The 22,429-nt window shown below is 67.4% G+C and carries 21 protein-coding genes; all 21 read right to left on the reverse strand.

All coding sequences use genetic code 11. The annotated features are described in order from the left end of the window. Positions 1–112: 112 nt before the first annotated feature. Positions 113–2,572: a hypothetical protein gene (locus AC1U7O_RS09485; protein WP_479894495.1), complete on the reverse strand. Its 2,460-nt coding sequence runs from the start codon at positions 2,570–2,572 to the stop codon at positions 113–115. Positions 2,573–2,693: 121 nt separating this feature from the next. Further along, positions 2,694–3,035, reverse strand: coding sequence for a hypothetical protein (locus AC1U7O_RS09490; protein WP_479894497.1), 342 nt, complete (start codon positions 3,033–3,035; stop codon positions 2,694–2,696). Continuing rightward, positions 3,023–4,816: a B12-binding domain-containing radical SAM protein gene (locus tag AC1U7O_RS09495; RefSeq protein WP_479894498.1), complete on the reverse strand. Its 1,794-nt coding sequence runs from the start codon at positions 4,814–4,816 to the stop codon at positions 3,023–3,025. The genes AC1U7O_RS09490 and AC1U7O_RS09495 overlap by 13 nt, the downstream gene beginning before the upstream one ends. Before the next feature lie 33 nt (positions 4,817–4,849). Beyond that, positions 4,850–5,596, reverse strand: coding sequence for a glycosyltransferase family 2 protein (locus AC1U7O_RS09500; protein WP_479894499.1), 747 nt, complete (start codon positions 5,594–5,596; stop codon positions 4,850–4,852). Then, positions 5,596–6,660 carry an alpha-ketoacid dehydrogenase subunit beta gene (locus AC1U7O_RS09505; RefSeq protein ID WP_479894500.1) on the reverse strand — a complete coding sequence of 355 codons (1,065 nt, stop codon included), beginning with the start codon at positions 6,658–6,660 and terminating at the stop codon, positions 5,596–5,598. The genes AC1U7O_RS09500 and AC1U7O_RS09505 overlap by 1 nt, the downstream gene beginning before the upstream one ends. Further along, a complete protein-coding gene (locus tag AC1U7O_RS09510) occupies positions 6,657–7,625 on the reverse strand; it encodes a thiamine pyrophosphate-dependent dehydrogenase E1 component subunit alpha (protein WP_479894501.1) in 969 nt (322 codons plus the stop codon). Before AC1U7O_RS09510 ends, AC1U7O_RS09505 begins: the two co-directional genes overlap by 4 nt. A 22-nt stretch (positions 7,626–7,647) precedes the next feature. After that, complete coding sequence (locus tag AC1U7O_RS09515) at positions 7,648–8,748, reverse strand: radical SAM protein (RefSeq protein ID WP_479894502.1); 1,101 nt, start codon at positions 8,746–8,748, stop codon at positions 7,648–7,650. Between the two features lie 110 nt (positions 8,749–8,858). Next, a complete protein-coding gene (locus AC1U7O_RS09520; protein WP_479894504.1) occupies positions 8,859–9,383 on the reverse strand; it encodes a hypothetical protein in 525 nt (174 codons plus the stop codon). Beyond that, positions 9,383–9,910, reverse strand: a complete 528-nt coding sequence (locus tag AC1U7O_RS09525; protein WP_479894505.1) for a hypothetical protein — start codon at positions 9,908–9,910, stop codon at positions 9,383–9,385. The genes AC1U7O_RS09520 and AC1U7O_RS09525 overlap by 1 nt, the downstream gene beginning before the upstream one ends. A 13-nt stretch (positions 9,911–9,923) precedes the next feature. Continuing rightward, a complete protein-coding gene (locus AC1U7O_RS09530; protein ID WP_479894506.1) occupies positions 9,924–10,934 on the reverse strand; it encodes a lysylphosphatidylglycerol synthase transmembrane domain-containing protein in 1,011 nt (336 codons plus the stop codon). Beyond that, complete coding sequence (locus AC1U7O_RS09535) at positions 10,927–11,499, reverse strand: SIS domain-containing protein (protein ID WP_479894507.1); 573 nt, start codon at positions 11,497–11,499, stop codon at positions 10,927–10,929. Before AC1U7O_RS09535 ends, AC1U7O_RS09530 begins: the two co-directional genes overlap by 8 nt. A gap of 34 nt (positions 11,500–11,533) precedes the next feature. Beyond that, entirely contained in the window at positions 11,534–13,069 is a 1,536-nt protein-coding gene (locus tag AC1U7O_RS09540) for a PfkB family carbohydrate kinase (RefSeq protein WP_479894508.1), read from the reverse strand. 24 nt (positions 13,070–13,093) lie between these two features. After that, the gene (locus AC1U7O_RS09545) at positions 13,094–14,080 is read right to left on the reverse strand and encodes an SDR family oxidoreductase (protein ID WP_479894509.1); all 987 of its coding nucleotides are present in this window, start codon (positions 14,078–14,080) and stop codon (positions 13,094–13,096) included. Between the two features lie 45 nt (positions 14,081–14,125). Then, positions 14,126–14,935, reverse strand: coding sequence for an SDR family NAD(P)-dependent oxidoreductase (locus AC1U7O_RS09550; RefSeq protein WP_479894510.1), 810 nt, complete (start codon positions 14,933–14,935; stop codon positions 14,126–14,128). A 20-nt stretch (positions 14,936–14,955) separates the two neighbouring features. Beyond that, positions 14,956–15,531, reverse strand: a complete 576-nt coding sequence (locus AC1U7O_RS09555; RefSeq protein WP_479894511.1) for an ElyC/SanA/YdcF family protein — start codon at positions 15,529–15,531, stop codon at positions 14,956–14,958. After that, positions 15,528–16,829: a nucleotide sugar dehydrogenase gene (locus AC1U7O_RS09560; RefSeq protein ID WP_479894513.1), complete on the reverse strand. Its 1,302-nt coding sequence runs from the start codon at positions 16,827–16,829 to the stop codon at positions 15,528–15,530. Before AC1U7O_RS09560 ends, AC1U7O_RS09555 begins: the two co-directional genes overlap by 4 nt. Positions 16,830–16,884: 55 nt before the next feature. Next, complete coding sequence (locus AC1U7O_RS09565; RefSeq protein ID WP_479894515.1) at positions 16,885–17,910, reverse strand: NAD-dependent epimerase; 1,026 nt, start codon at positions 17,908–17,910, stop codon at positions 16,885–16,887. Between the two features lie 21 nt (positions 17,911–17,931). Then, positions 17,932–18,441, reverse strand: a complete 510-nt coding sequence (locus AC1U7O_RS09570; protein ID WP_479894516.1) for a UpxY family transcription antiterminator — start codon at positions 18,439–18,441, stop codon at positions 17,932–17,934. Positions 18,442–19,092: 651 nt separating this feature from the next. Continuing rightward, complete coding sequence (locus tag AC1U7O_RS09575; RefSeq protein ID WP_479894517.1) at positions 19,093–20,712, reverse strand: MBL fold metallo-hydrolase; 1,620 nt, start codon at positions 20,710–20,712, stop codon at positions 19,093–19,095. Positions 20,713–20,716: 4 nt separating this feature from the next. After that, positions 20,717–21,946 (reverse strand): L-2-hydroxyglutarate oxidase, encoded by a 1,230-nt coding sequence (gene lhgO / locus AC1U7O_RS09580; RefSeq protein ID WP_479894518.1) that lies wholly within the window; start codon positions 21,944–21,946, stop codon positions 20,717–20,719. A 16-nt stretch (positions 21,947–21,962) separates the two neighbouring features. After that, the gene (locus tag AC1U7O_RS09585) at positions 21,963–22,388 is read right to left on the reverse strand and encodes a VOC family protein (protein ID WP_479894519.1); all 426 of its coding nucleotides are present in this window, start codon (positions 22,386–22,388) and stop codon (positions 21,963–21,965) included. Positions 22,389–22,429 lie beyond the last annotated feature (41 nt).

Raw genomic sequence — 22,429 nt, forward strand, 5'->3', positions numbered from 1 at the left:
GCAGGCCACCCCCACTTACCGGACGACGGCCCGGTGCCGGGCCGCTCAGTATGCCAAGGCCTCTCCATAGCCGTCAACAAGCGGGGGCGCGGCCCACTCGGCATTTCGCCGGTCAGACCGGGGTGAGCCGCCCCCTCCAACGACGCCCCCACAACACCAGCGACACGAGCACCAAGCCCCCCGACACGACGGCGGACACCCTCAGCAACCGGTAGAACATGGGCGGTGCGAAGACGAACTCCACGGTCTGCCGACCGGGCTCGATGGCGACGCCGCGCAATGCCGCGTAGGTACGAAGGAGCGGTCGCTCGACGCCGTTCACGTAGACCCGCCAGCCCGGGTAGTAGGTGTCGGAGAGGGTCAGGATGCCGCCCGGGCCGTCTTCGACCTCGACCATGATGCGGTCCTGCCCGCGCGCCGTGCGAATCGTGGCGGGGGTGGTCTGGGCCACGACGCCCGCCTCGCGTCCGCAGATGGCCCCGGCCGCCGGGTCTTCCTCCAGCAGCACGGCGCGGGCCTTGAGCTCCGAGAGCGTGGCGGCGTGGATGGCGAGCAAGGCGTCCTCCTCGCGCGCAAAACACCGAAGAGCCGTCGCCACAAAGGCAGGGCCGAGCCGACTGTCCGCTTCTACCTGAAAGACGGTCTTGCCGCCGGGCGCCAACTCCGCGACGGGTCGGTATCCCGGCAGCACCTTGCCCCGGGGCGCCAGGATATATTCCACGTCCAGAAGGGGAAGGATTCCGAAATTCGTGCGGTCCGTATCTTCGACTTGGACGATGTTCCACGGGCTCCCCGGATTCCCGTTGATCCCGACATGGATGAGACGCCCGTACCACGCCGGCAACAGATTGTTGTAACCGGAGAGGACTCTCACCCCGGCCAGGGGCAGCAGGGTGATCTCACTGCCGAACATCCAGGTCGCGCTGTTCAACGGTCTGGTAAGGTCCAGCACCCGCCCCTCCCGTTCGATGAGCCGTTTGAGCGCCAAGATCTCCTCCGGCAGGGCGTACCGCTGTGCATAGGTCATAATCGGCACCGCCCCGGACGGCGCTTCGATGCCCTGCGGCCGAACTAGACCGCTCCGGTAGGCATGGACGGACGTGACCAGGGCCACGGCCGCCACGAGATGGGCGGCATCGGCGAGCCGCCCCCCCCAGCCCCCCCCTCCCGCCGGGGCGCCGACGGCCTGGGCCGACCGGAGCCACAGCCTGACCAGGAGACCGCCCAGCACGATCGCGTATGCGGCCAGGAACCCGTATAGGAACAGTCGTTGCGGACCGACGCTTGGGGGTACGTCCCGCAGACGGTAGGCGGCATGGCCGATCTGCAGGCTCCCCAACAGGCCGACGGCAGCGATGGCACCCCGCAACACCCAGCTCTTGGTCGGCGAGGGAGCGGAGGGCCGAGCGCCGAACAGCGATCGGTCCCACATCCACCCGACGAGGATCGCAACGCCGAACGAGCCGAAATCGGCGAACCGCTGGACGTTCCATCCCCGCACGAGCGGCAGCGATCCCTTGGCCGCATTGATGGCCTCGTGGAACAACTCGATCAGCGGGATGGCCAGCGAGACCACAGCCGCATAACGCAGGACCCTCCGGCGCCCCGCCGACTCCCCCCCCCATCCCTCCCCTTGGCCGCCCCACCACAGAACGCCAAGGAGCACGACCAGGAAGATGCCGTAGCGGTTCACGCCGACGGCGAATTGGGCGGCCATTAGTTTCCCATGCGCCACCCAGGCGGGGAGGTCGAGGGCTTGTACCGGGTAAAAGCCTGGTCCGGCGTTGCGGTGGGAGAGGCTCGCCGCTTCGACGAAGAGCCACAGGAACGGCGCATACAACAGCAGGCCCGTGCCGAGCGCCACCGCCACCCAGAACCCGGAGCGCCGCGGCCGGAGGACGGCGACGGCGTAGGTCGAGACCAGAAGCAGCGTCACCGGCAACGTCGAGAGGGACCCGTGCAGGGCGCAGGCGGCGAACAGGAGAGCGAGCCCGGCGAAGGGCCACCAGACGTCGCCTCCCCGCCCGACGGTTGCCTCCAGGCCATGGGCCACCGTGAGCAGCGCGGGCAGCCAGGCCACGGCCATGGGCACGTTCGGGTTGGTGTTGAGGTTGTAGTCCCAATAGGTGGCGCAGGCGAACGTCGCAGCGGCCGAGACTGCAGCCTCTCGTGACAGCGAGAGGGCCCGCCGCAGGTACAGGTACAGGGAGATGGCTGAGAGGTAGTAGAGCAGCAGCGCGCCCACGACCTCGATGCCCAGCGGAGACAGGTGGAGCCATCGCGCGGCCAGGACGTCGAGGGCCAAAGGGCTCGATACGAGGCTGACGATCCAAAGGTAGCCCGCCAGAGTCTCCTCCCGCCACAGGGGGCCCAGCAGGCCTCCGTCGCCCAGCCTGGCAAAGAGATACTTGTTGGTGAGGTCGACGTGGTAGCGGTCTGCCCAGTACTGGTAGCTGTCCTGGCCGAACAGCAACAGGAAAGCAAAGAGGGTACCGGGAGCCGCCAGCCCGAGCAGGGCGTAGGCGGCTAAGACCTGCCCGGACCGGTCTTTGTCCGTCAGCTCAGGGCTCATCGGGGTTTGTTCCAGCACGGAGCGGATCGCGGGGCGGGGTGTGCGGTCAGACCGGGGTCGTGGGAGGGCCAGGCGCGGCCAAGGGGGCAAGAGGAAGGGGGGCGGCGGAAAGGTCGAGCGGTCAGGTGAAGCGGCGGTCCTGCTCCAGCTCGTGCACGAGCGCGGCGATCAGGTCCCGGTGCTCCTCCAGCAGCCCGCTGAGTTCCTCATTGGAGTAGATGTCCACCTCCTCCGCGGACTGCAGGTGGGAGCCGATCAGGTAGGTCCGCTCGGCTTCGGGCAGCTTGCTCAGACGGGCACCGAAACGGTCCACGAACTCGATCCAGGCGGCCGGTTTCCGGCCGGGCTCGACGGACAGGCCTGCCAGGGTCTTCTTGCGCCGGCACTCGCACACGAACAGCAGCGCGAGCAACTGGCGTGAGTTCAACCGTTCCGCGAGAAATCCTCCGGCTAGCTCTGCCATGGGCCTCCGAGAACTTCGCTCGGCGGCTGGCTCAGCCCCTTGCGCGTCCGGTAGAACTTCTCGCCCTCCTCGCGGGAATGCTTCAGGAGCTCCGAGAAGAAGCTCTCCTTGATCGTCCGCAGGATGTGCCGCGCCGAGTACTTCATCGGGTAGATCTTGGTCCCGATCAAGTAGGCCTTGGCCAGGTAATACATGATGAAGTAGAGCTTGGTCCAGCGCCGCTTGATCAGGTGGTTCACGACGAGGTTGCGCCACGACGGGAAGACCAGCAGGACGAGCCCCAGCAGCGACAGGTTCACCTGCTCCAGCTTCTCCTGCGGGGTGAAGCAGGTGAACGGTGACTCGGTCTGGTAGTTTTGGTGGAGCTTCTCGAAGTCCCCGTCGAAGGCGCCGATGTCGATCGTATACTGCGACACCGGCGTGCCCGGGTAGGGATGGAGTTCGGGAAACTCTCCGAACACCACCCCGTTTTGGATGTTGATGTCCACGGACTCGATGTCGTAGTCGAGCACGCGGCGCCGCAGACCCACCCCTTCCAGAAACTCGACGACCTTCTTCCGAGCCGGCGCGTCCAGGGGTCCGTCGAGGTTCACCTCCGCGCGAAGCGTCCCCAGGTTCATGCGGTGGTAAGACTCCAGATGGGCGCAGAGGTCGTTCGCCTTCCGCTGGAACTCCGGGTCGTCCGGGTCGGGGATGGTCGGGACCGGCACGGCCAAGATCGTGTTCGAGAAGGTGTGGATGCCGTGCTTGTGGCACAGGGCGAAGGCGAAGCGGATGTCCTCGGCGTCCATCCCCCGCTTGAAGATCTGCTCGCGGATGAAGGGATTCCCCGACTCGATGGACATGCTAATGGACTTGATGCCCGCCTTCTTGAGGTAGCTCAGGATGTCGGGGTCGCGCCGGACGAGGTCGGAGCGGACCAAACAGTGGAAGGGCAGCCCGATCGTCCGGGGGTACTTGTCTGCGAACTCGATCAGCCAGTCGTCCGTCCGGAAGACGAAGACGTCGTCGTAGAACTTGATGAACTGGGTACGATGCCGCCGCACCATGTCCTCCAGCTCGGCGATGAGCCGGTCCACGCTGTAGCGGTTGAGCATCTTCCCCTTGCCCTTGTACATCGCGTTGTACTTGGCGTTGAAGCAGTACGTGCACGGGAAGGGACAGCCGCGCCCGGCCATCAGGCTGCGCATGCCGAACTCTTTGAGCCGGGTCTTCGCGTACACCACGTCGCGGTCCAGGTAGGGGAGGTCGTCGAGCGCCATGTTGCGCTCGCGCAGGGTCACGCTGCCGTCCGGCTTGCGGTTGGCTCGCGTGACGACGTTGGGGATGTCGTCGAGGCCGCCGCCGCTCGACAGCGCCCGCAGCATCGCGGGCCAGGCCTCGTCGCCCTCCCCCACCACCAGCGCGTCCAGTTGCGTGTCCTCCACCACGCGCGGCATGGCGGGGCCCGAGAAGGTCAGCGGCAGCTTCAGGCACTCCCCGTAGAGCTGCATGCGCATCGAGTTGAAGGTCGGGTGCGGCCCGCCCATCACCGTGAAGACACGGTCCCGGTAGGTCGCCTTGATCGCCCGGTTGGCGCGGAACATCACATTGCTCTCGCCGGTCTTCGCGCTGTAGGCCACGACGTCCGGCCCGATCGCCCGGACCTCGTCCATGAGGTTGTCGTGCTCGAGTACGTTCAGGAAAGTATCGTGTCCTTCCCGCTTGGCCAGGGCCGACAACAGCTCGATGTTCATCGGGTCAATGTAGTCTTCCTTGACCATGACGAACATGATTTTCATGGCGACGTCCTCTGCAGCTTCGTCCCGGCGGGCTTAGGCCCGCGATTCGACCCGCCGCACCGCGCCGCGGTACTTGCCGCGCTCCGCGATCCGGACTTCCCAAAAGAGCTCGGCCAGGGTCCGGAGCACGCTCAGGATGTTCTTGAACTTGAAGGCCTTGGACCGGCCGTGCTGCCTCGCCTGCAAGGGCATCGGCACCTCGATGTAACTGCGGCCGGATCGGATCAGCCGGACCAGGATCGCCGCCATGTAGGCGAACCCGTGGGTCCGCATGGGTACGGCTTGCAGCAACATCCGGCGATGCACGCAGGGGCCGTTATAGTAGCGGAGGCTCAACCCGAAGAGCAAGTTAACCAGCCCCACGAAGGCGGCGGAGATGATCTGACGACGGCGCGACCGCACGGCTGGTGTGGAGATATAGGGCACGACGATGTCCGCGTTCCCCACGGCGTCCAGGATCGTGCGGATCGCCTCCGCAGGGATCTCGTTGTCCCCGGGGAACATCGTCACGTACTCCATGCGGGCCAGCTCCACACCGCGGGTGTAGTTGTAGCCGAACCCCCTGGTCCGCTCATTATGGATGACCCGGATGCGCGGGTTCTCGGCCGCCAGCCCGTCGGCGATGGCACCCGTGCGATCGGTGCTCCCGTCATCGAAGATGAGCACCTCGTAGTCGGCAAACCGGTCGCCGACGGCCCCGATCACCGTCGCCACCGCTGCGGCCAAGTTGCCCTCCTCGTTCAGGGCTGGAATGATGACGGAGAGGGTGCGCTCGCTCATTAAAAGGGTCCGGTGAAGGCCTTGTCCGGCACGTCCAGCGGGGTTTCGTGCTGGATGCCCAGTCGCTCCTCGGTCACCTCCGCGAGCCCCAGCATGGCCCGGGCCGCGTTCACGATATGCACGGCGCGCGGGTAGAAGTGCTGCGCGAGGGCCGGCGTGCTCGGCGAGGGCAGATCGGGGAACGTGACTCGTGCGGGGGGGGCCTTCAGAGTCCCGTGGGTCCGCTCGGCCGCCAACGCGACGATCTCCGCCGCAAAGCCCACGGTCCGCCAGGCACCATCCACCGCGACCAGCCGACCGGTCTTCCGGACCGATGCCAGGATGTGGTCCGCGTCGAGGGGGCGGAGGCTCCGCACGTCCACCACTTCAGCCTCGATGCCGTCCCGGACCAGCAGGTCGGCCGCGCGCAGGGATTCCAGGACCATGTAGGAGGTCGCGACGATCGTGACGTCCCGGCCCGGCCGCGCCGTCCTGGCCTTGCCGATCGGCACCGTGTAGTGGCCCTCGGGCACCGGCCCGAAGATGTTGTGGAGCCACCGGTGCTCCAGGTAGATGACGGGATTGTTGTCCTCGACGGCGGCGATCAGGAGGCCTTTGGCGTCATGCGGCGTCACGGGCATCACGACCTTGAGGCCCGGGACGTGGGCGAACATCGCCTGGAGGCTCTGCGAATGCTGCGGCCCCTGGCCCCAGCCGCGCCCGATCATCATGCGGATGACCAACGGCATCGCAGCCTGCCCGCCGAACATATAGTGCCAGTTGGCGGCCTGGTTGATGATCTGCTCGACCGCGAGGAGCGCGAACTCGATCCGTTGATGGACCATGATCGGTCGCATCCCGACGAGCGCCGAGCCGATGGCCACCCCCGTCATGCCGTTCTCCGAGGTCGGCATGTCCATGACCCGGCTTGTGCCGTACTTCTTCTGCAGCCCCAGGACCGTGCCGAAGACGCCCTTCGGGTCGGCCGGCACGTGCAACCCCATCAGGTAAACGGAGGGGTCTCGTGCGAGACAGAGGTCCGTCGCCTCATGGACCGCTTGGAAGAATTTCAGGTCCCTGGTCATGGCGCGTAGAGGTGCTCCGCCAGCAGCCCGGGTTCGGGGAAGGGGCTCGCCTTGGCGGCGGCCACCGCTCCCTCGATCTCCTCGACGAGGGAGGCCTCGAGCCGGTCGAGCTCCGCCGGCCCGACCAATCCGCGTTCCAGCAGCCGCTGCCTGGTCCGCGCGATCGGGCAGCGCGCTTTCCACTCCTCGAATTCCTGCTCCGACCGGTAGCCCGCGTGGTTGTCATAGTGGGGACCGCAATGTTCCCGCCAGCGATACGTCTTGAACTCCAGGAACGTCGGCCCGCCGCCTCTCCGAGCCTTATCCACCGCCGCCTTCGTGAGCGCGAACACCGCCTCGACGTCGTTGCCGTCGCCCTGGCGGCTTTCGAGGCCGTACCCCTCGGCCATCCGGTAGATCTCCCGATGAGCGGGCTGCCGGACGCCGAGCGAGGAATAGACTGAAAAAAAGTTGTTCTCGCAGACGAAGACGGCCGGCACCTGCTTCAGCACGGCGAAGTTGAGGGCTTCGTGGAAGACCCCCTCCTCGGTCGCCCCGTCGCCGAGGAACACGACCGTCACCCGTCGCTCTCCGCGCAGCAGCGTCCCGAAGGCCGCTCCCACGCCGATGGGGATGGTACTGCCCACGATCGGCACGGCGCCCAGGAATCCCACCGACCGGTCGACCAAATGCATGGAGCCGCCCTTGCCCTGGCAGCAGCCGGTCACCCGTCCATAGAGTTCCCCCAGCATGGCCTTCAGGCTCCCCCCCTTGGCCAGGTAGTGGGCGTGGGAGCGGTGGGTGCTGACGGCGTAGTCCTCCGGCTCCAGGGCGGCGCAGGCTCCGACCGCCGCCGCCTCCTGCCCGACGCTGAGGTGGACCGGGCAGCGCATCTGTTGTTCCGGATAGAGCTCCGCGATCTTCTCTTCGACCAGGCGAATCCGCAGCATGCGGCGGTAGAGATCGCTCAGCGCGACGGAGGCCATCGGGGACGGAATCCTTTCGCGGTCAGATGAAGTTGACGTGGGCGGGGGGATGGATGAGGTCCCAGAGGTAGCGGTTGACCTCGTCCATGCGGCAGTTCTGGCGGCACTCCGAGATGTTCAGCTCATGGCGCACGTGGTGGAAGCTCCGTCGCCGTTCCTCGCCCTCCCAAATCTCCGCAAAGGAGCGCTCGTTGAGGTTGCCGTAGCAGAAGCGGGAATCCTCCAGGTAGGCGCTACAGCCGTAGACGTCGCCGCTGGCCATGACGTAGGCCCAGAAGAAGGGGGTCGCCTGGCAGACGGAGTAGTAGCGCTCGCCTTCCCGCAGCTTTTCCATGGTCCGCCGGCGGAAGATCACCCGGAACCGGTCGGTTTCGAGCGCCGTCAGCTCCCGCTCCATCGGAAAGAGTCGGCTGTAATCGTAATCCTTGTAGCCCTTCTGCATCGTCTCGACGCTCAGCAGGTGCTGGGAGTAAGGCTTGATGACGACGTAGTCCGCCCCGATGTCCTTCGCGCGGGCGGCGAGCGCGAGCGATTCGCCCTCGTTCTCCGGCAGCAGCACCATCTGCACGCCGATCGTGCACTTGTACCGGTTGGCGTCCCGCACCTCGACCGCCTTGGCCAGGTTGCGGAAGACCCGATCGAAGTCGTCCGCCTTCGTCTGGTGGACTTTGGAGTAGGTGTCCCGGGTCCCGGCGTTCACGCTGGCCTTGATCCAGGTGATGGAGCCCAGGGCCTCCTGCACGACCTTCTCGTTCAAGGCCACGGCGTTCGTCGTCAGCGCCACGTCGATGCCGGCCTTCTGCGTCTGGACGATGATCTCGCCGATGTGCTTGTGGAGGAGCGGCTCGCCCTCTCCCGCGTACATGATGCTCTTGACGCCGCGCTCCGCCATCTCGGCGACGCGGCGGATCAAGAGGTCCTTCTCCAGACTCCGGGTTTTGTAGCCGATATAGTCCACCGCGCAGAAGGTGCAGCGGTGGTTGCAGGCGCCGGCGGGAGCAATCTCCACGTAAAGGGGGTACACGGACTTCGCCCGTTCCCACTCACCCCCCGCCGCCTGCCACTGGGCGATGCGGTCCGGGTGGTACATGAGCTTGTGCGAGTCGATCCGATAGAGGTCCATTCCCACTCCCCCGGAAGGTGGCGAGCCGGATCCGGGACCCATGAATGACCTGGGCCGGAAGCGAGCCCTCACGATACTGCGCAGGGGTCCACGATTGCAAGGCTATTCTCTCATCCACCGGGCCCGAGACGCAGCAGACGCTTGCACAGAGCCAGCAGCCCCGCCGCCAGACGGCCGCGCGCCGTGGTCCGGTACCAGCCGTCCTCTTCTACCACGTAGCCGGCGTGGATCAGGCGCTTCAGGCGGCGATCCAGCATCCAGTCGTAGCGATACCGTTTGGTCAGGTCTTCCAGCGACAGCCCGCGCTCGCCCGCGGCGGTCAGCTCGATCATGGTTCGGATCCCGACCGAGCTCTCCGCCATGTAGAAGAACTGGGCGTAGCCCATGAACAGAAAGAAATACAGAAGCCCCCCGCACAGGAACGTCACGGCGTCGGAGGGGGCGGCCAGCGCCGCCGGCCAGATCTCTCGATCGTCGGGTATCGTCGCATAGAGGAGCCAATAGAGGGGGAGGCAGGCGCCCCAGAGCCCCACGAGGACGACCGCCCGTCGCGCCACCTTGATCAGGTGGAAGACGGCGCCCTGCAGCAGGAAATACCCGCCGAAGGCCAGAATGCCGGCCAGTAAGCCCCGCATCAGCCCCCCTCGCCGAGCTGCAGGAACCGCTTGACAAAGGCGAACATCTCCGCCGCCGCTCTCCCCTTGGGGGTGTTGACGTACCGGCCGTCTCGCTCGACGACCCGGCCGATCTCCAGCATCTCGCCCAACCGCCGGAGTAGGACCATCTCCAGCGAGTAGCGCGCCGCGATGTCCTCGGCCCGGAGCCGGCGTTCCGGCGCGGCCTCGATCTCGATCATCATCCGGCCGGAAAACCCTCGGTCCACCAGGAAGTAAAACATGCAATAGCCGACGAAGAGAAACGCGAAGACCAGCAAGCCGTTCAGCAGGTCCACGGCCCAGCCGGCGCCCGTGTAACGAGCGGGCAAGAAACCCAGGTCCGGCGGCGTGAGGGGATACAGCAGCAACAACCCGACGCCGATCGCCGTGGCGATCCGGACCATGGTTTTGAAACGCAGCCGGGGGACCCGAACCTGAAAAAGGGCCACGTGGGCGACGAGGAAGAACAGAAAACCGCCGAGGGCGAGGACGAGCCCCTTCAGCATCCACGGCTCCTCATCAGGCTTCCCGCATCAGCCCGGCCAGGCCGCCCCAGGTCACGGCTCGATCGGCAAGCAGGCAGGCGAGCCCCACCGCGTTGATCGCCAGCCACTGGCTCCCGTGCAGCAACGTCGCGTAGGCGGCCGCGGTCGTGGGATCGGTCGAGGAAACCATCGTGAGCGCCGCGACGCAGAACCCGTGGAAGGTGCCGACGAAACCCGGCGCCGAGGGGACCGCGATGCCGAGGAGGACCACCACGAAGACGAGCGCCGTCTGCGCGCCCGTCAGCCCCAGCCCGAACCCCTCGGCCAGCAGGTGGAAGGAGAACACCCCGATCGCCCAGACCAGCAGGGACAGCCAGATCACCTGCAGCACCTGCGCCCCGCCCCGGAGTGCGCACAGGCCCTCGATGAACCGGCGGAAGAGGTCGAGGGCCCGCACCTTCCAGGGAGGCTGATGGCCTTGAGCCAGCCGCTCCGCTTGCCGATGGATCAGGTCTTGATAGCGCACGACGATCAAGAGCCCGACGATGAAGCCGGCGCTCAGCAGCACCCCCACGAGCCCCATCCGCCGGAAGACATCACCGCCCGAGCTGTTCAGGGATGGGGCGAAGAAGAGAGCCATCCCCAGGACTGCCACGAGCGCGATCATGTCGAGGATCCGCTCCAGGACGATGCTGGCGAACACCAGCGGCACAGGCCTCCCCTCGTTCCGCGCAAAGACCCAGGCCCGCACCACCTCGCCCAGCCGAGCGGGCAGCACGTTGTTCGCCATGATCCCGATGAAGGTGGCGGATACAAGCGACCGGAGCGAGGCCGCCTCCCCGTCGGGGAGCAGGTAACGCCAGCGCACTCCCCGGACCACGAGGCTCAGCAGCGCTGCGACCAGGCTCGCGATCAACCACCCCACCCCGACCCGGCCCATCTCGCTGGCCAGGCCGCCAAAGTCCACGCCCCGGAACGCGTACCACAGGCAGGCGAGGCTCAGGACAAGGCCGAGGAGGAACCCGGGAAGGAGCCGCCTACGCACGGCGCTCGATGATCGTGTCGATGAGGCAGTGGCAGAGGGCGAGGTGGGTGATCTCGACGTACCCGTAGGACCCCGAGTCGGCGTAAAAATTGACCGCGCCCAGGGAGCGGAGCGGATTGTCCGGTTTGAAGCCGGACATCGTGATCAAGGAGCAGCCGCGGGCAAGGCCGGCCTTGGCGCCGCGCTGGATGTTCTCGGATCGTCCCGAGCTGCTGATCGCGATCAGGACGTCGCCCGCGTCCGCGAACATCTCGACGGGTTTCTCGAAGACGTGGGGATACCCGAAATCGTTCCCGACGCAGGTGAGCAGCGAGCTGTCGTTGAAGGCCAGGGCTCGGATGCCTCCGTTCTTCCAGTAGTCCACGGCTTGATGGGAGGCGATCGCGGCGCTCCCCCCGTTGCCGATGAAGAGGACCTTCCGCCCGGCCGCGGCGCAACCGGTGATCAGGGCCATGGCCTCCTCCAGCCCCTGCCCCAGGCTGATGGATCGGCCGTCTCCTCGGGTGACCTCGACCGTGCGGAGCACGGCCGCCAGCTCGTCGAAATAGCGGGACATCGCATCCATGTCGTCTTGACTCCTTCGCCCGCGGTGGGCCCGATCACTTCAGCAGAGCCGTGACGAACTTGAACAGGGGAACCGGCTCGACGGCTGATCGGTTCCCGACGATCCGGACCGCCAGCGCGCCGACCGCGTTGCCGATGAAGGCCACGAGGTCCATCGGCAACCCCGCCGCCACACAGGGCGCCGCGACCGACAGGTAGGCGTCGCCCGCCCCCACACGGTCCACGACCCGGCTCGAGAAGACGGGAATCTGGCAGAACCCCTCCTCCGCGCCGTAGGCCATGGAACCGTGGTGGCCCCGCGTGACGACGATGCGCTGGCAGTCCAGCTTGCTCGCGACCCCGGCGATCAGCTCCCGCAGGTCGCCCGTGCGGTCGTGGCAGGCCAGCCGCATCTCCGGTTCGTCGATGCAGATGAAGTCGGCGCGCGGATACTTGGTGATCAGATTGAAGCCCGCGTTGGCGCTGTTCGTCTGGGTATTGACGGCCAAAAAGCGGGAGCCGCCGCACAGCAGGTTGATCATCTCGCTCCCCATCAGGCCATGGCCGTAGTCGGCCACCAGCACGAGGTCATAGTCTCTGATGACCGACTTGAGGTAGTCACACACCTCGTCCTCGATCCGTGAGGGGAGCGCGCTGTCGTCGAGGAAGCAGACCTCGAACATCTTGGAGAGGAAGGCATGGTCCACGTAGCGCCGCTTCACGATCGTGGACGCGTCGTCCCGGTGGAAGAACTGCGGCACGACGTTCGGCTTCAGGTGCGACCGGACGAATTCCTCGCGCGAGTCCCTGGACCCCAGGCAGGTCACCAGGTGGACTTCCTCGCAGAACCCCGCCACGTGGTTCGCGCAGGCCAGGATCCCTCCGGCGAAGGCCTCCTCCCGCAGAAAGCGGGTCGTCACCAGCAGCTCTTTCGGGGATTTGCCCATCGCCGCGCAGTAATGGTACTCGTCGATGATCGTCTCGCCGACGAGGAGCACCCGGAGCTTGCGCAGGGCGTCGAGTTTGCGGATCACGTCCTCCGCCGAGTAGCGCTGCCGGAACCCCTTGAGAAAGGCCTGGGCCTCGTCAGGGTAGACGTCGAAGTGGCTGTTCAGGAGCTCCGTCGAGCTGAAGGTGATTTCGTTGGTGAAATGGATGCGCCCGCCGGCGGCCTTGACCGCCGCCTCCTCCCGGTGGATGCCGCCCGTCACGTCGCGCTCGGCGGCGGCATACTCGTCGCCCTTGACGTAGACCTGCGGCTTGAGCAGCCCGATCGTTTCGACCGCGGTCGGCCAGCGGTTGATCGCGACGAAGTCCACCGCGTGCAGGGCCGCGACCGACTCCGCCCGCAGCCGCTGGTTGAAGACCGGCCGGCCCGGTCCCTTGTTCACGTGCTCGTCGCGCGTCACCGTCACAACCAAGACGTCCCCCTCCTTCTTCGCAGCCTCGAAGTGCCGGATGTGGCCGGGGTGGAGGAGGTCGAACACCCCGTGACAGTGGACGATCGACTTGCCCTGCCGGCGGAGGTCCGCAAGGATCCCCGCCAACTCTTCGAGCTCCTTGACCTTGTTCGCCGCGTTGACGCCTTTCATGGGCTCTCCTTCAGCGTGGTCGTATCATTTCGACAGGAACTCGAACCATTCCTTGGTCGCGCGCGAAATCGAGTCCGGGGTCCAGACCGGAGCCTCCGCCCAGTCCTGGATGTGGGCGAGCATCCGCCCGACGCCCTCCTCGAACGACACCTCCGGCTTCCAGTCCAGGTACCGGCGGATCAGCGTGGTGTCGGCGAAGGTGCAGTCCGGCTCGCCCGGCCGCTTGGGGATGTGCGTGACCGGCCCCCCGAGCAATGCCACGAGGCGGTTCACGCTGTAGGTCCCGCCCGAGCCCACGTTCAGGACCATCTGCCGCACGTCCGACTCGGCCGCCGCGAGAAACGCCCGCGCGACGTCCGTGACGTAGGTAAAGTCCCTGGTCTGAGTCCCGTCCCCCACGATCGTGAAGGGCTGACCCGCCAGCTTCTGCGCGAGAAACACCCCGAAGACCGCCCCGTAGGTTCCCGAGGTCCGCGACCTCGGCCCGTAGACGTTGAACAGCCGCAGCGACACGACCGGAAGCTTGTACACCTGCCCCCAGTGCAGGGCGAGTTGCTCGCCGAGGTACTTGGTCAGGGCGTAGGGGTACTGCGGCCGCACCTCGGCCGTTTCTGGCGTCGGCACCTCGTCGGGGATCCCGTAACAGGAGGAAGACGCCGTGTACAGGAACCGCTTGACCCCCGCGAGGCGGGCCGCCTCCACGACCGCCGCCGTCCCGTCCACGTTGGCGTGGAAATACTCGAGCGGCCGCTGGATGGAGGGCACGATGTCCGCGAGCGCCGCGAGGTGGAAGACCCAGTCCGCGCCCTCGAAGAGCGGCCGGATGGCCTGCGCATCCGCCACGTCCACTTGATGGAAGGACCAGCCGGAGCGGCCCTGAAAGGCGGTCAGGTTCTCACGCCGGCCGGTGGACAGATTGTCGAGCACCACGACCTCGTGGCCGCCCGACAGCAGAAGCTCCACCAGATGGCTGCCGATGAACCCTGCCCCGCCGGTAACGATCGCTTTCACGCCCGTCCCCCCGCTATTCCCCGCCGCCCCGGACCGGTCGCTCAATCAGGCGTGTCCGGGGAACCCACCGTCGATCAGCCGCGCGAGCAGCCGGTCCACGACCCCTGCCGCAACCAGGTTGACTCCCAAGATGATCCGGCGCCGGACCGGCTGCGCCATGGTCTCGGCGCGCGGCCGACGGATCACCGTGACGATGCGGGTCGCGACCGTCCGTGCATCCTCCACCGGGCCGACGAGCCCTCGATGCCGCTCCGTCCGGCGGCGCGCCGCCTCGAAAAAGTCCGTCCGCGTCGCCCCGGGCAGGACCAGGCTGACCTCGATGCCCGTGCCCAGGAGCTCGGTCCGGAGCGACTCCGTCAGACCGACCACCGCGAACTTCGCGGCGCAGTACGCCCCCACGTAGGGCGATCCGCGCCGGCCGGCGGTCGACGCCACGTTGACGATGTGGCCGGCGCCCTGCCGCCGCATGACCGGCAGCGCCGCCTTGATGCCGTGGAACGTCCCCTTGAGGTTGACCGCCAGCATGGCCTCCAGGTCCTCGGCCGTCGTCTGCTCGACCGTCGCGAACAGCCCCGCGCCCGCGTTGTTGACCAGAACATCGAGCCGACCGAACCGCTCCACGCAGCCCCTTACCCCCCGCTCGCAGGTTTCCGGATCGGTCACGTCGCCGGCGAAGACTTCCGCCGCACCTCCCGCCTCTCGAACCGCCGCCGCAACCGCTTTCAGCCGCTCGGCTCGGCGCGCGACCAAGCCCAGCCGGGCTTTCGCCCGCCCCAGCGCCAGAGCGGTTTCCCGACCGATGCCGCTGGAGGCTCCGGTGACCAGGACCACGCAGCCGGCAAGGGAGCGGCCCACGGCGCGGCCTTCCTCCTTCTTTAGAAGGGCCAGGCGGCCAGCCTGGCCCTCGCCCACCGGACGAAGATCAGGGGTGCGAACCGCGGCCCCACCCCCAGGTAGGCGAGGGGGATCAGCGCCAGCCGGCCGGCCACGTACCACCAGCGCCGGTCGCGGAGCGGCGTGGCGACCCAGACGAACGAGAGGGGCTCCCTCCGCAGGAGCCCGCGCACCTGGGCCAGTTGCAGCCGGTTGGACACACACACCAGCGTCCGAACGCCCCGCGCCCTGGCCTCGGCGGCGACGTTGCAGGCCTCCTGCACCGTGTCCAGCGAAGGTCGGGCACCGGGCCGCTCGCCGGAACAGGTGACCGCCTCCGCGGGCACGCCGCGCCGCACGAGCTTGGCCTTCAGGAGCCGCTCCACCGACTCGGGATAGCGCGCGGAGTTGCTCCCGTACAGCCAGATGGGCGCCCCGGACTCTCGATGCAGCGCGACCGCCCGATCGATCCGCTCCTCCGCCTCCAGCGTGTCCGGGTAGTGACAGAGGAGCCAGATGACCGCCTCCTGGCTCTTCCGGACGTCCTGTGATCCCGTGCATCCGGCCCCGCCGCTCACAGCAGCACGACGTTCGTCTTCTTGCCCTTGGCGTGGCGCGTCGCGTTCCTGGTGTCGAAGACCAGCGGCGCGAGGCGGACCACGGTCTCGTAGTCGAAGGCCGAATGGGCCGTCAGGATCAGGACGCCGTCGCAGCTCCGGAGCCGGTCCTCGGTGACGGGGACGGCCTGGTAGACCCGGCCTTCCACCTCGAAGGTCGGCGTGTAGGGGTCCGCGTAGCTCAGCGCCGCGCCTTCGCGCTGGAGCAGCTCCATCACCTTGGCGGCGGGCGTCTCCCTGGGGTCCGCCACGTCCGCCTTGTAGGTCACGCCGAGGACCAGGATGTCCGCGCCGTTCAGGCAGCGGCCGCGCCGGTTCAGCAGGCGCTGGAGCTTGGCCGCGACGTAATAGGGCATGGCCTCGTTGATCTCGCCGGCCAACTCGATGAACCGCGTGTGCAGGTCGTACTCCTTCGACTTCCAGGCCAGGTAGTAGGGGTCCAGCGGGATGCAGTGGCCGCCGACGCCGGGCCCCGGATAGAAGGGCATGAACCCGAAGTTCTTCGTCGCCGCCGCGTCGATCACCTCGTAGACATTGAGCCCCATCCGGTCACACAGCAGCGCGAGCTCGTTCACCAGCGCGATGTTCACCGACCGGAACACGTTCTCGAAGACCTTGGTCATCTCCGCCACGCGCGGCGAGGAGACGGGGAAGATCTTCACGATGGCCTGCTCGTAGAAGGTCTGGGCGTGGGTCAGGCAGGCGGGCGTGACGCCGCCCACCAGCTTGAAGGTGTTGTGCGTCTTGAACGAGCGGTTGCCCGGGTCCACCCGCTCCGGCGAGAAGGCGACGTAGAGGTCCTGGCCGACCTTCAGCCCGCCCTTGGTGAGGATCGGGACCATCACCTCCTCCGTCGTGCCGGGGTAGGTGGTGCTCTCCAGGACCACGAGGATCTGGGGGTGGAGGTGCTTGGCCAGCTCCCCCGTGACCTTGACGATGGCCGTGATGTCCGGTTCCTTGTTCCTGGTCAGGGGCGTCGGCACGCAGATCAGGACGACGTCGCAGTCCTTCAGCGCCCGGAAGTCCGTGGTCGCGGACAGCCGGCCCGCTTCGACGGCCTGGGCCAGCTCGGCGCCGTCCACGTCCGAGATGTAGTTCTCCCCCCGATTCACCCGCTCGACCTTGCCGGCGACCTCATCCACCCCGATCACTCGGAACCCGACCTTGGCCTGCAGGACGGCCAGCGGCAGGCCGACGTACCCCAGACCCACGATGCCGACCACCGCGGAATGGTCCTTGATCTTGTCCAGTAGGGACATGCTCACCTCGTTGAAGAAGGAACGCCCCCCCCGGCGCCGACCGGGGGGAACCCGCTCAGACCCCGTAGTACTCGCGATACCAGCGGACGAAGCGCGGCACGCCCTCCTCGATGGGCGTGGCCGGCTTGAAGCCGACGGCCTTGTCGAGGTCCTCCACGTCGGCCCAGGTGGCCGGGACATCCCCCGGCTGCAGGGGCAGGAGGCGCTTGGCGGCGGTCCGTCCCAGCGCCCGCTCCAGTACCTCGATGAATCGGAGCAGGTCCACCGGCCGGTGATTGCCGATGTTGTAGACCCGGTAGGGCGCGGCGCTGGTGCCGGGGTCGGGCCGGTCGCCGGACCAGGCCGGGTCGGGCGCGGCGGGCCGATCGAGCACGCGCACGACCCCCTCGACGATGTCGTCGATGTAGGTGAAATCGCGGGACATGCGCCCTTCGTTATAGACCTCGATCGGCTCGCCCGCCAGGATCGCGCGCGTGAACCGGAACAGGGCCATGTCCGGCCGGCCCCAGGGCCCGTACACCGTGAAGAAGCGCAGCCCCGTGCAGGGCACCCCGTACAGATGGGCGTAGGTATGGGCCATCAGCTCGTTGGCCTTCTTGGTCGCCGCGTAGAGCGACACGGGATGGTCCACGTTGTCGTGCACGGAGAAGGGCAGCTTGGTGTTGCCGCCGTAGACCGAGCTGGAGGAGGCGAAGACGAGGTGGCGGACGCCGGCCCGGCGACAGCCTTCTAGCACGTGCAGGAAGCCCACGACGTTGCTGTCCACGTAGGCGTGGGGATGGCTGAGCGAGTAGCGCACCCCCGCCTGGGCCCCCATGTGGAGCACCAGCCCCGGCGGGCGCTCGGCGAAGAGCCGTTCCATGCCCTGCCGGTCCGCCAGGTCCAGCTTGACGAACGTGAACCGGTCCGCGGGCGCCAGGCGCGCCAGCCGCGCCTCCTTGAGGCCCACGTCGTAATAGTCGTTCAGGTTGTCGAGCCCGACGACGTCGTCGCCCCGGTCCAGCAGCCGGCGGGCGACGTGAAACCCGATGAACCCGGCGACGCCGGTCACCAGCACCGGGGCGGTCACCGCCACGGACATGCGCGCTCCAGGGAGCCGCCCTCAGGAGACCGGAACCACATCGGAGGCATCGATCTCGACGGCGGCCGCCTGCTGGATCAGATGGACCGAGATCACCAGCCGGTAGGGTTTGGTCTTTCGCAGTAGGATCCCGCGGATGCCCTCCAACGGTCCGCGAGCGACCTCCACGACCATGCCCTCGCGGAGGTAGGGGTAGGCATCGTACCGCAGGCTGCTGTCCATGAGCCGCTTGAGCGCCTGGATCTCCTCCTCGGGGATGGGCTCGGGGCCCTCCGCCCCGCCCACGATCTGCACGACCCCGGGGACCTTGAGCACGGTCAGCCGATCCTGCAGGGTGAAGGTCGCGAAGCAGTAGCCGGAAAACAGGGGGACTTCGATCTTCTTCTTCCGGTCCTTCCACTGGCTGAGCCGCACGACGGTCGGCAGCAGCGGCTCGACCCCCTGCGCCACCAGCCGGTCGCGCACCTGCTTTTCGTGACGGGAGCGGGTGTGGAGCGCGTACCACCGGAGGCTTCCATTCGATTCGGGCATAGCTCCGCTCTCTCACTTACAGTGCGGGGATGGCCCCAGCCCCCTGGAGTCCCTCGATTCCTGTTCGACGATCCGAGCCCGCGACAGGGCCGGACCTATGTCCCGACTATGATGGGAGCAACCGACATACCACCGAGCCCACGCCCATTACCGGGCGGATTCGACGGTTCTGCTCGTCCTGCCGGCCTGCATCCGGAAGTTGGGTGCCGGAATGACACAGCGCCTGTGCAATCGGCGCATCGGCAGGTGACCGAGTCGGCCCCGGAGCGAAGACAAGCAAGTGGGCATCACCGCGCTCGTCTCCATGGATGACATGGGAGGCAGCTTAGCGCCTTACCAACGGCCAGGGGTGGCCGGCTTGAGCGGGGAGGATGGGCCAACCACTCAACAAGAAGGGAGGATGATTGCAATCGTTGACGACACGCCCACTTCCCACCGCCGCGAGGGTCGAGCGAAGCCCGTTGCCCGACCAGCCCTTCCTCACATTCCCAGTCCTGCTTTTCGGGGTGAGCTTTTGCCACAGTCACCAAGACTTGTCAAGATATTTCGTGCACTTCTCATCACGCAGTCCTGTGGACAGGTCAACTTATCCCCAGGCTCCACACAGGCCGGTGCCTGTGGTCGGACAACCAGGCAACCGGCCCGAACCGTTCATTGCTTCGCAATAAAAGGCGGAGGGCCATGGTCTGCCTGGAAGACTTGAAGGGGATCAAGCACCTGGGCGGCCGACAGGACCTCCGTTCCACCGTCCGGCCTTGACCGGAAGAGGTCGAAGGCCCGGCTCAGATGGTAGCCGCACCCCCCAGGAGCCAGGAGCTCGGCCAGGGCAGCGGGGGGTTCCCAATGGGCCGTGAGGAGGGCCGTCCGCGCGGGGTTGCGCCCGCTGAACGTGAAGGAGAGGTGGTCCGGCAGCCAGTCCGCCCCCCCCGTCGCATAGGACACGAAGAGGCGCGCCCCGGCCGCTCCGGCCAACTCCGCCAGGTACCCGTTGGTCAGGTAGCCGTTCTCCCCGACGTCCAGCCATCGGCCGGGCGGGGACAGGCAAGCGTGCGCGGCGTAGGTGCGCACTTCCAGGAGCTGCTGTTGAGAGGCGAAGAGGGTCCCGATGGGGCCGTATCGTTTCACCAGCCCTTCGATGACTCCCTCCTTCACCGCGGAGCGGCCGGCATTGGTCGGCCCGCTGTCCACGTGGGCCAGGACGTTGTAGCCCCGGTCCGTGATGAGGTAGCAGTTCCGCGGCATCTCCAGGTCGCAGGGGTCCTCGCCGAAGAAGGGCACGGACACGACCGCCCCGCCGTCGAAGGGCCAGGATTCCCCGTGGGCCAGCTCGATGACGTGCGTGAAACCGAGCTCCCGCAGCAGGGACAGGTAGTCATAGAACAAGGCCTTCCGGTTCCGCCGGCTCGGCACGATGATCGGAATGTCCTTGGGGAGGTGGAACAGGGTTCGGGGGTCCACATGGTCGTCGTGGTCGTGGGTCAGGAACACGGCGGCGGGCCGGGGCAGCAGCGAGGTCCAGACCGACGGGACCGGCGACTCTGCGAACCAGGGCATCAGCCAGGGATCAAACAGCAAGAAGCGGTCCTGCTGCCGGTAGAGCAGCGCCGCATGACCGAGATGGACGATGTCGCGGTCGCGCGTCGCGGCCAGCCACTGCTCGCGCACGGAGGAGCGGGGAGCCGTCGTCAGGAAGCCGTGCGTGCTCAGAAGCTCCATCAACCGGGTCAGGTGCCGCTCCACGTCCCGACCGGCGGCGGCGGCCACGGTCCGCAGCTCGGAGCAGGTGTGGGAGCCGTCGAGAAAGCCGACGAACTTGCCGACCGCCGGGGCGATCGGCCGGTCGAAGCTCAGGGGAATCACCTGCCGGGTCACCGAATCGAAGACCCGCAGCCCGCTGTAGGTCACGCGGGCCGACTTCGTGGGATCGAGCGGGTACTCCCACTGGAAGGACCCGTCGGGCCGGCGCCCGCACCGGATGTGGGCGCTGAGATAGGCTCGCGACCGGACCAGCTCGGCGTAGGCATCTTCCAATCGCCGCTTGGTGGCAGGGTCGTCGAGGCTCGCGCGGCGGGAGAAGACGTCGCTGATCGCGGTCTCCACGCCGCTCAGCAGCAACTGGTGCGCCTCGTGGAGGCTCGCCACCACCTCGGGCGCCACGCCTCCGAGGAACGGCAGGGGGCCGGGCGATTCCTGCGATTCGAGCTGGACCCACGTCCAGGGGGCCAGGCCCACGTGGACGTCGCTCTTAAGCTGGCTCCAGATCGCGCTCATACCCTCAGCATCCGGCGGTGGTAGGCACCCGCGGTTCGCCCTTCAGGTACTGCTCGACCACGTAGTGGGCAAAGGCCATGGAGCTGGTAAACGCAGGAGAAATCGCGTTGAGGATGTGGAGGCTCTCCTGATCCCGCAACACGAGGAAGTCCATGACGAGCGCCTTCTTGTGCCAGTCCACTAGCTGGGGCCGAATCCCGACTTTCCCGCTCGGCAGCAGATCACCGGGAGCGAGTGCCTTCACGAGACTCCTGGCATCCTCGAAGAAATACTTTGGCAAGTACTTTCTTGGCTCTCTCAGCGCGACGGCCCTGAACTTTCTGTCCATCAGAACGAGCCGGGTGTCGTCGAGCAGGATCCGGAGCGTCTCGCCGCTCAGCCCCTCCCAAAACCCGTAGTTTTCCCGTCCAAGGGCCGGGATCGCGGTCGGCCCGACATAGACATGGTCGTGGATGCCCCGCGTGAAGTGCACGCCCAGAAAGGGCGTCCGGAGATCCGGGGCGGGATAGATGTTGCCCCTCACCAACGACGCCTTCTCCGGCGCCAGTTCCCGGTAGGTGCCCTTGAAGGGGATCAACCGGAACTGCCGGGCCAGGCCGAAGCCGTGCGCAACCGAATCGCTGTACGCCCCCGCCGCGTTGATGAAGGTGCGGAACCGGACGGGGCCGCGGCTGGTCTGCGCCGTCCTCGTCTCCTTGAGCCCCGTGAAGCTGGTCCCCGTGAGGAGCCGGACCTTGCCGGTCTTCTGCAGCTCGTCGACGAGACTCCGGAGAATGGCCTGGGGATCGACGATGGCGGTATCCGCGCAGAACAGGGCGACCTGGTGCGTCCGGGCGAACGGCTCGCGGGCCCCCAGTTGCCCCTCGTCGATCAGCTCGACCGAGGCGCCGTTCCCCAGCCCTGTCTGATGCAGCGTCTGGAGCACGGGGATCTCCCCTTCGTGCCTCGCGACCACCACTTTGCCGACCTCGCGCAGAGGCAACCCCCGTTCCCGACAGTAGGCCTTCATCATGCGATTGCCGCGGAGGCAGAGCGCGGCCTTGAGGCTGCCGGCCGGATAATAGATGCCGGCATGGAGGACGCCGCTGTTCCGACCGGACGCGTGGGCCCCAACCCTGCCCTCCTTCTCCAGGATCAGGACGTCCTCCGCCCCGCGTGAGACCAGCTCCCGGGCGAGGGTCAGTCCGATGATGCCGCCGCCGCAGATGAGGATGTCGGTGTCCGCGCACGTCATATCGACCGTGAACGGCTCATGCCTCGCCGCGTCCCGTCGCCCGGCTGATCGTCGGCTCGTAGAGGACCTGCACCGTGTTGCCGTCCGGGTCGGCCAGATAGCAGGAGTAGCTCCCGTCCCGATGGCGGCGGGGCCGGTGGACGATCGGCGTCCCCCGCCGCTCCGCCTCCGCGCACAGCCGGTCCACGACCGCCTCGGTCTCCACGACAAACCCGAGGTGGTCCAGAAACTGGCCGCGCCGGTCCGCATAGGCCGCGAGCTCGTCGGCGGCGACCTGGTGGAGCGCCAGGTTGTCCGATCCGGAACTCAGGTAGAGATTGTCCGGGTCCGGCTGCCAGACGACGCGCAGGCCGAAGAGCCCCTCGTAGAACTCGCGAGACCGCTTCAGGTCCGTCACCCGCAGGGCCAGATGCCACAGGCCCCGTACCCCCGGCGTCCCCATGCCCCTCCCCGTGGATCGGGCGTGCCGCGCCGCCCCGCCGG

The organism is Candidatus Nitrospira neuquenensis, from assembly GCF_979578155.1.

What these genes read in the sequence shown, in the direction of transcription:
- AC1U7O_RS09585 (WP_479894519.1), bottom strand. Translation starts at nt 22,388, where the DNA reads ATGGGGACGCCGGGGGTACGGGGCCTGTGGCATCTGGCCCTGCGGGTG.
- AC1U7O_RS09570 (WP_479894516.1), bottom strand. Translation starts at nt 18,441, where the DNA reads ATGCCCGAATCGAATGGAAGCCTCCGGTGGTACGCGCTCCACACCCGC.
- AC1U7O_RS09520 (WP_479894504.1), bottom strand. Translation starts at nt 9,383, where the DNA reads ATGCGGGGCTTACTGGCCGGCATTCTGGCCTTCGGCGGGTATTTCCTG.
- AC1U7O_RS09495 (WP_479894498.1), bottom strand. Translation starts at nt 4,816, where the DNA reads ATGAAAATCATGTTCGTCATGGTCAAGGAAGACTACATTGACCCGATG.
- AC1U7O_RS09510 (WP_479894501.1), bottom strand. Translation starts at nt 7,625, where the DNA reads ATGGCCTCCGTCGCGCTGAGCGATCTCTACCGCCGCATGCTGCGGATT.
- AC1U7O_RS09560 (WP_479894513.1), bottom strand. Translation starts at nt 16,829, where the DNA reads ATGTCCCTACTGGACAAGATCAAGGACCATTCCGCGGTGGTCGGCATC.
- AC1U7O_RS09515 (WP_479894502.1), bottom strand. Translation starts at nt 8,748, where the DNA reads ATGGACCTCTATCGGATCGACTCGCACAAGCTCATGTACCACCCGGAC.
- AC1U7O_RS09525 (WP_479894505.1), bottom strand. Translation starts at nt 9,910, where the DNA reads ATGCTGAAGGGGCTCGTCCTCGCCCTCGGCGGTTTTCTGTTCTTCCTC.
- AC1U7O_RS09505 (WP_479894500.1), bottom strand. Translation starts at nt 6,660, where the DNA reads ATGACCAGGGACCTGAAATTCTTCCAAGCGGTCCATGAGGCGACGGAC.
- lhgO (WP_479894518.1), bottom strand. Translation starts at nt 21,946, where the DNA reads ATGACGTGCGCGGACACCGACATCCTCATCTGCGGCGGCGGCATCATC.
- AC1U7O_RS09485 (WP_479894495.1), bottom strand. Translation starts at nt 2,572, where the DNA reads ATGAGCCCTGAGCTGACGGACAAAGACCGGTCCGGGCAGGTCTTAGCC.
- AC1U7O_RS09565 (WP_479894515.1), bottom strand. Translation starts at nt 17,910, where the DNA reads ATGTCCGTGGCGGTGACCGCCCCGGTGCTGGTGACCGGCGTCGCCGGG.
- AC1U7O_RS09535 (WP_479894507.1), bottom strand. Translation starts at nt 11,499, where the DNA reads ATGGATGCGATGTCCCGCTATTTCGACGAGCTGGCGGCCGTGCTCCGC.
- AC1U7O_RS09490 (WP_479894497.1), bottom strand. Translation starts at nt 3,035, where the DNA reads ATGGCAGAGCTAGCCGGAGGATTTCTCGCGGAACGGTTGAACTCACGC.
- AC1U7O_RS09500 (WP_479894499.1), bottom strand. Translation starts at nt 5,596, where the DNA reads ATGAGCGAGCGCACCCTCTCCGTCATCATTCCAGCCCTGAACGAGGAG.
- AC1U7O_RS09575 (WP_479894517.1), bottom strand. Translation starts at nt 20,712, where the DNA reads ATGAGCGCGATCTGGAGCCAGCTTAAGAGCGACGTCCACGTGGGCCTG.
- AC1U7O_RS09540 (WP_479894508.1), bottom strand. Translation starts at nt 13,069, where the DNA reads ATGAAAGGCGTCAACGCGGCGAACAAGGTCAAGGAGCTCGAAGAGTTG.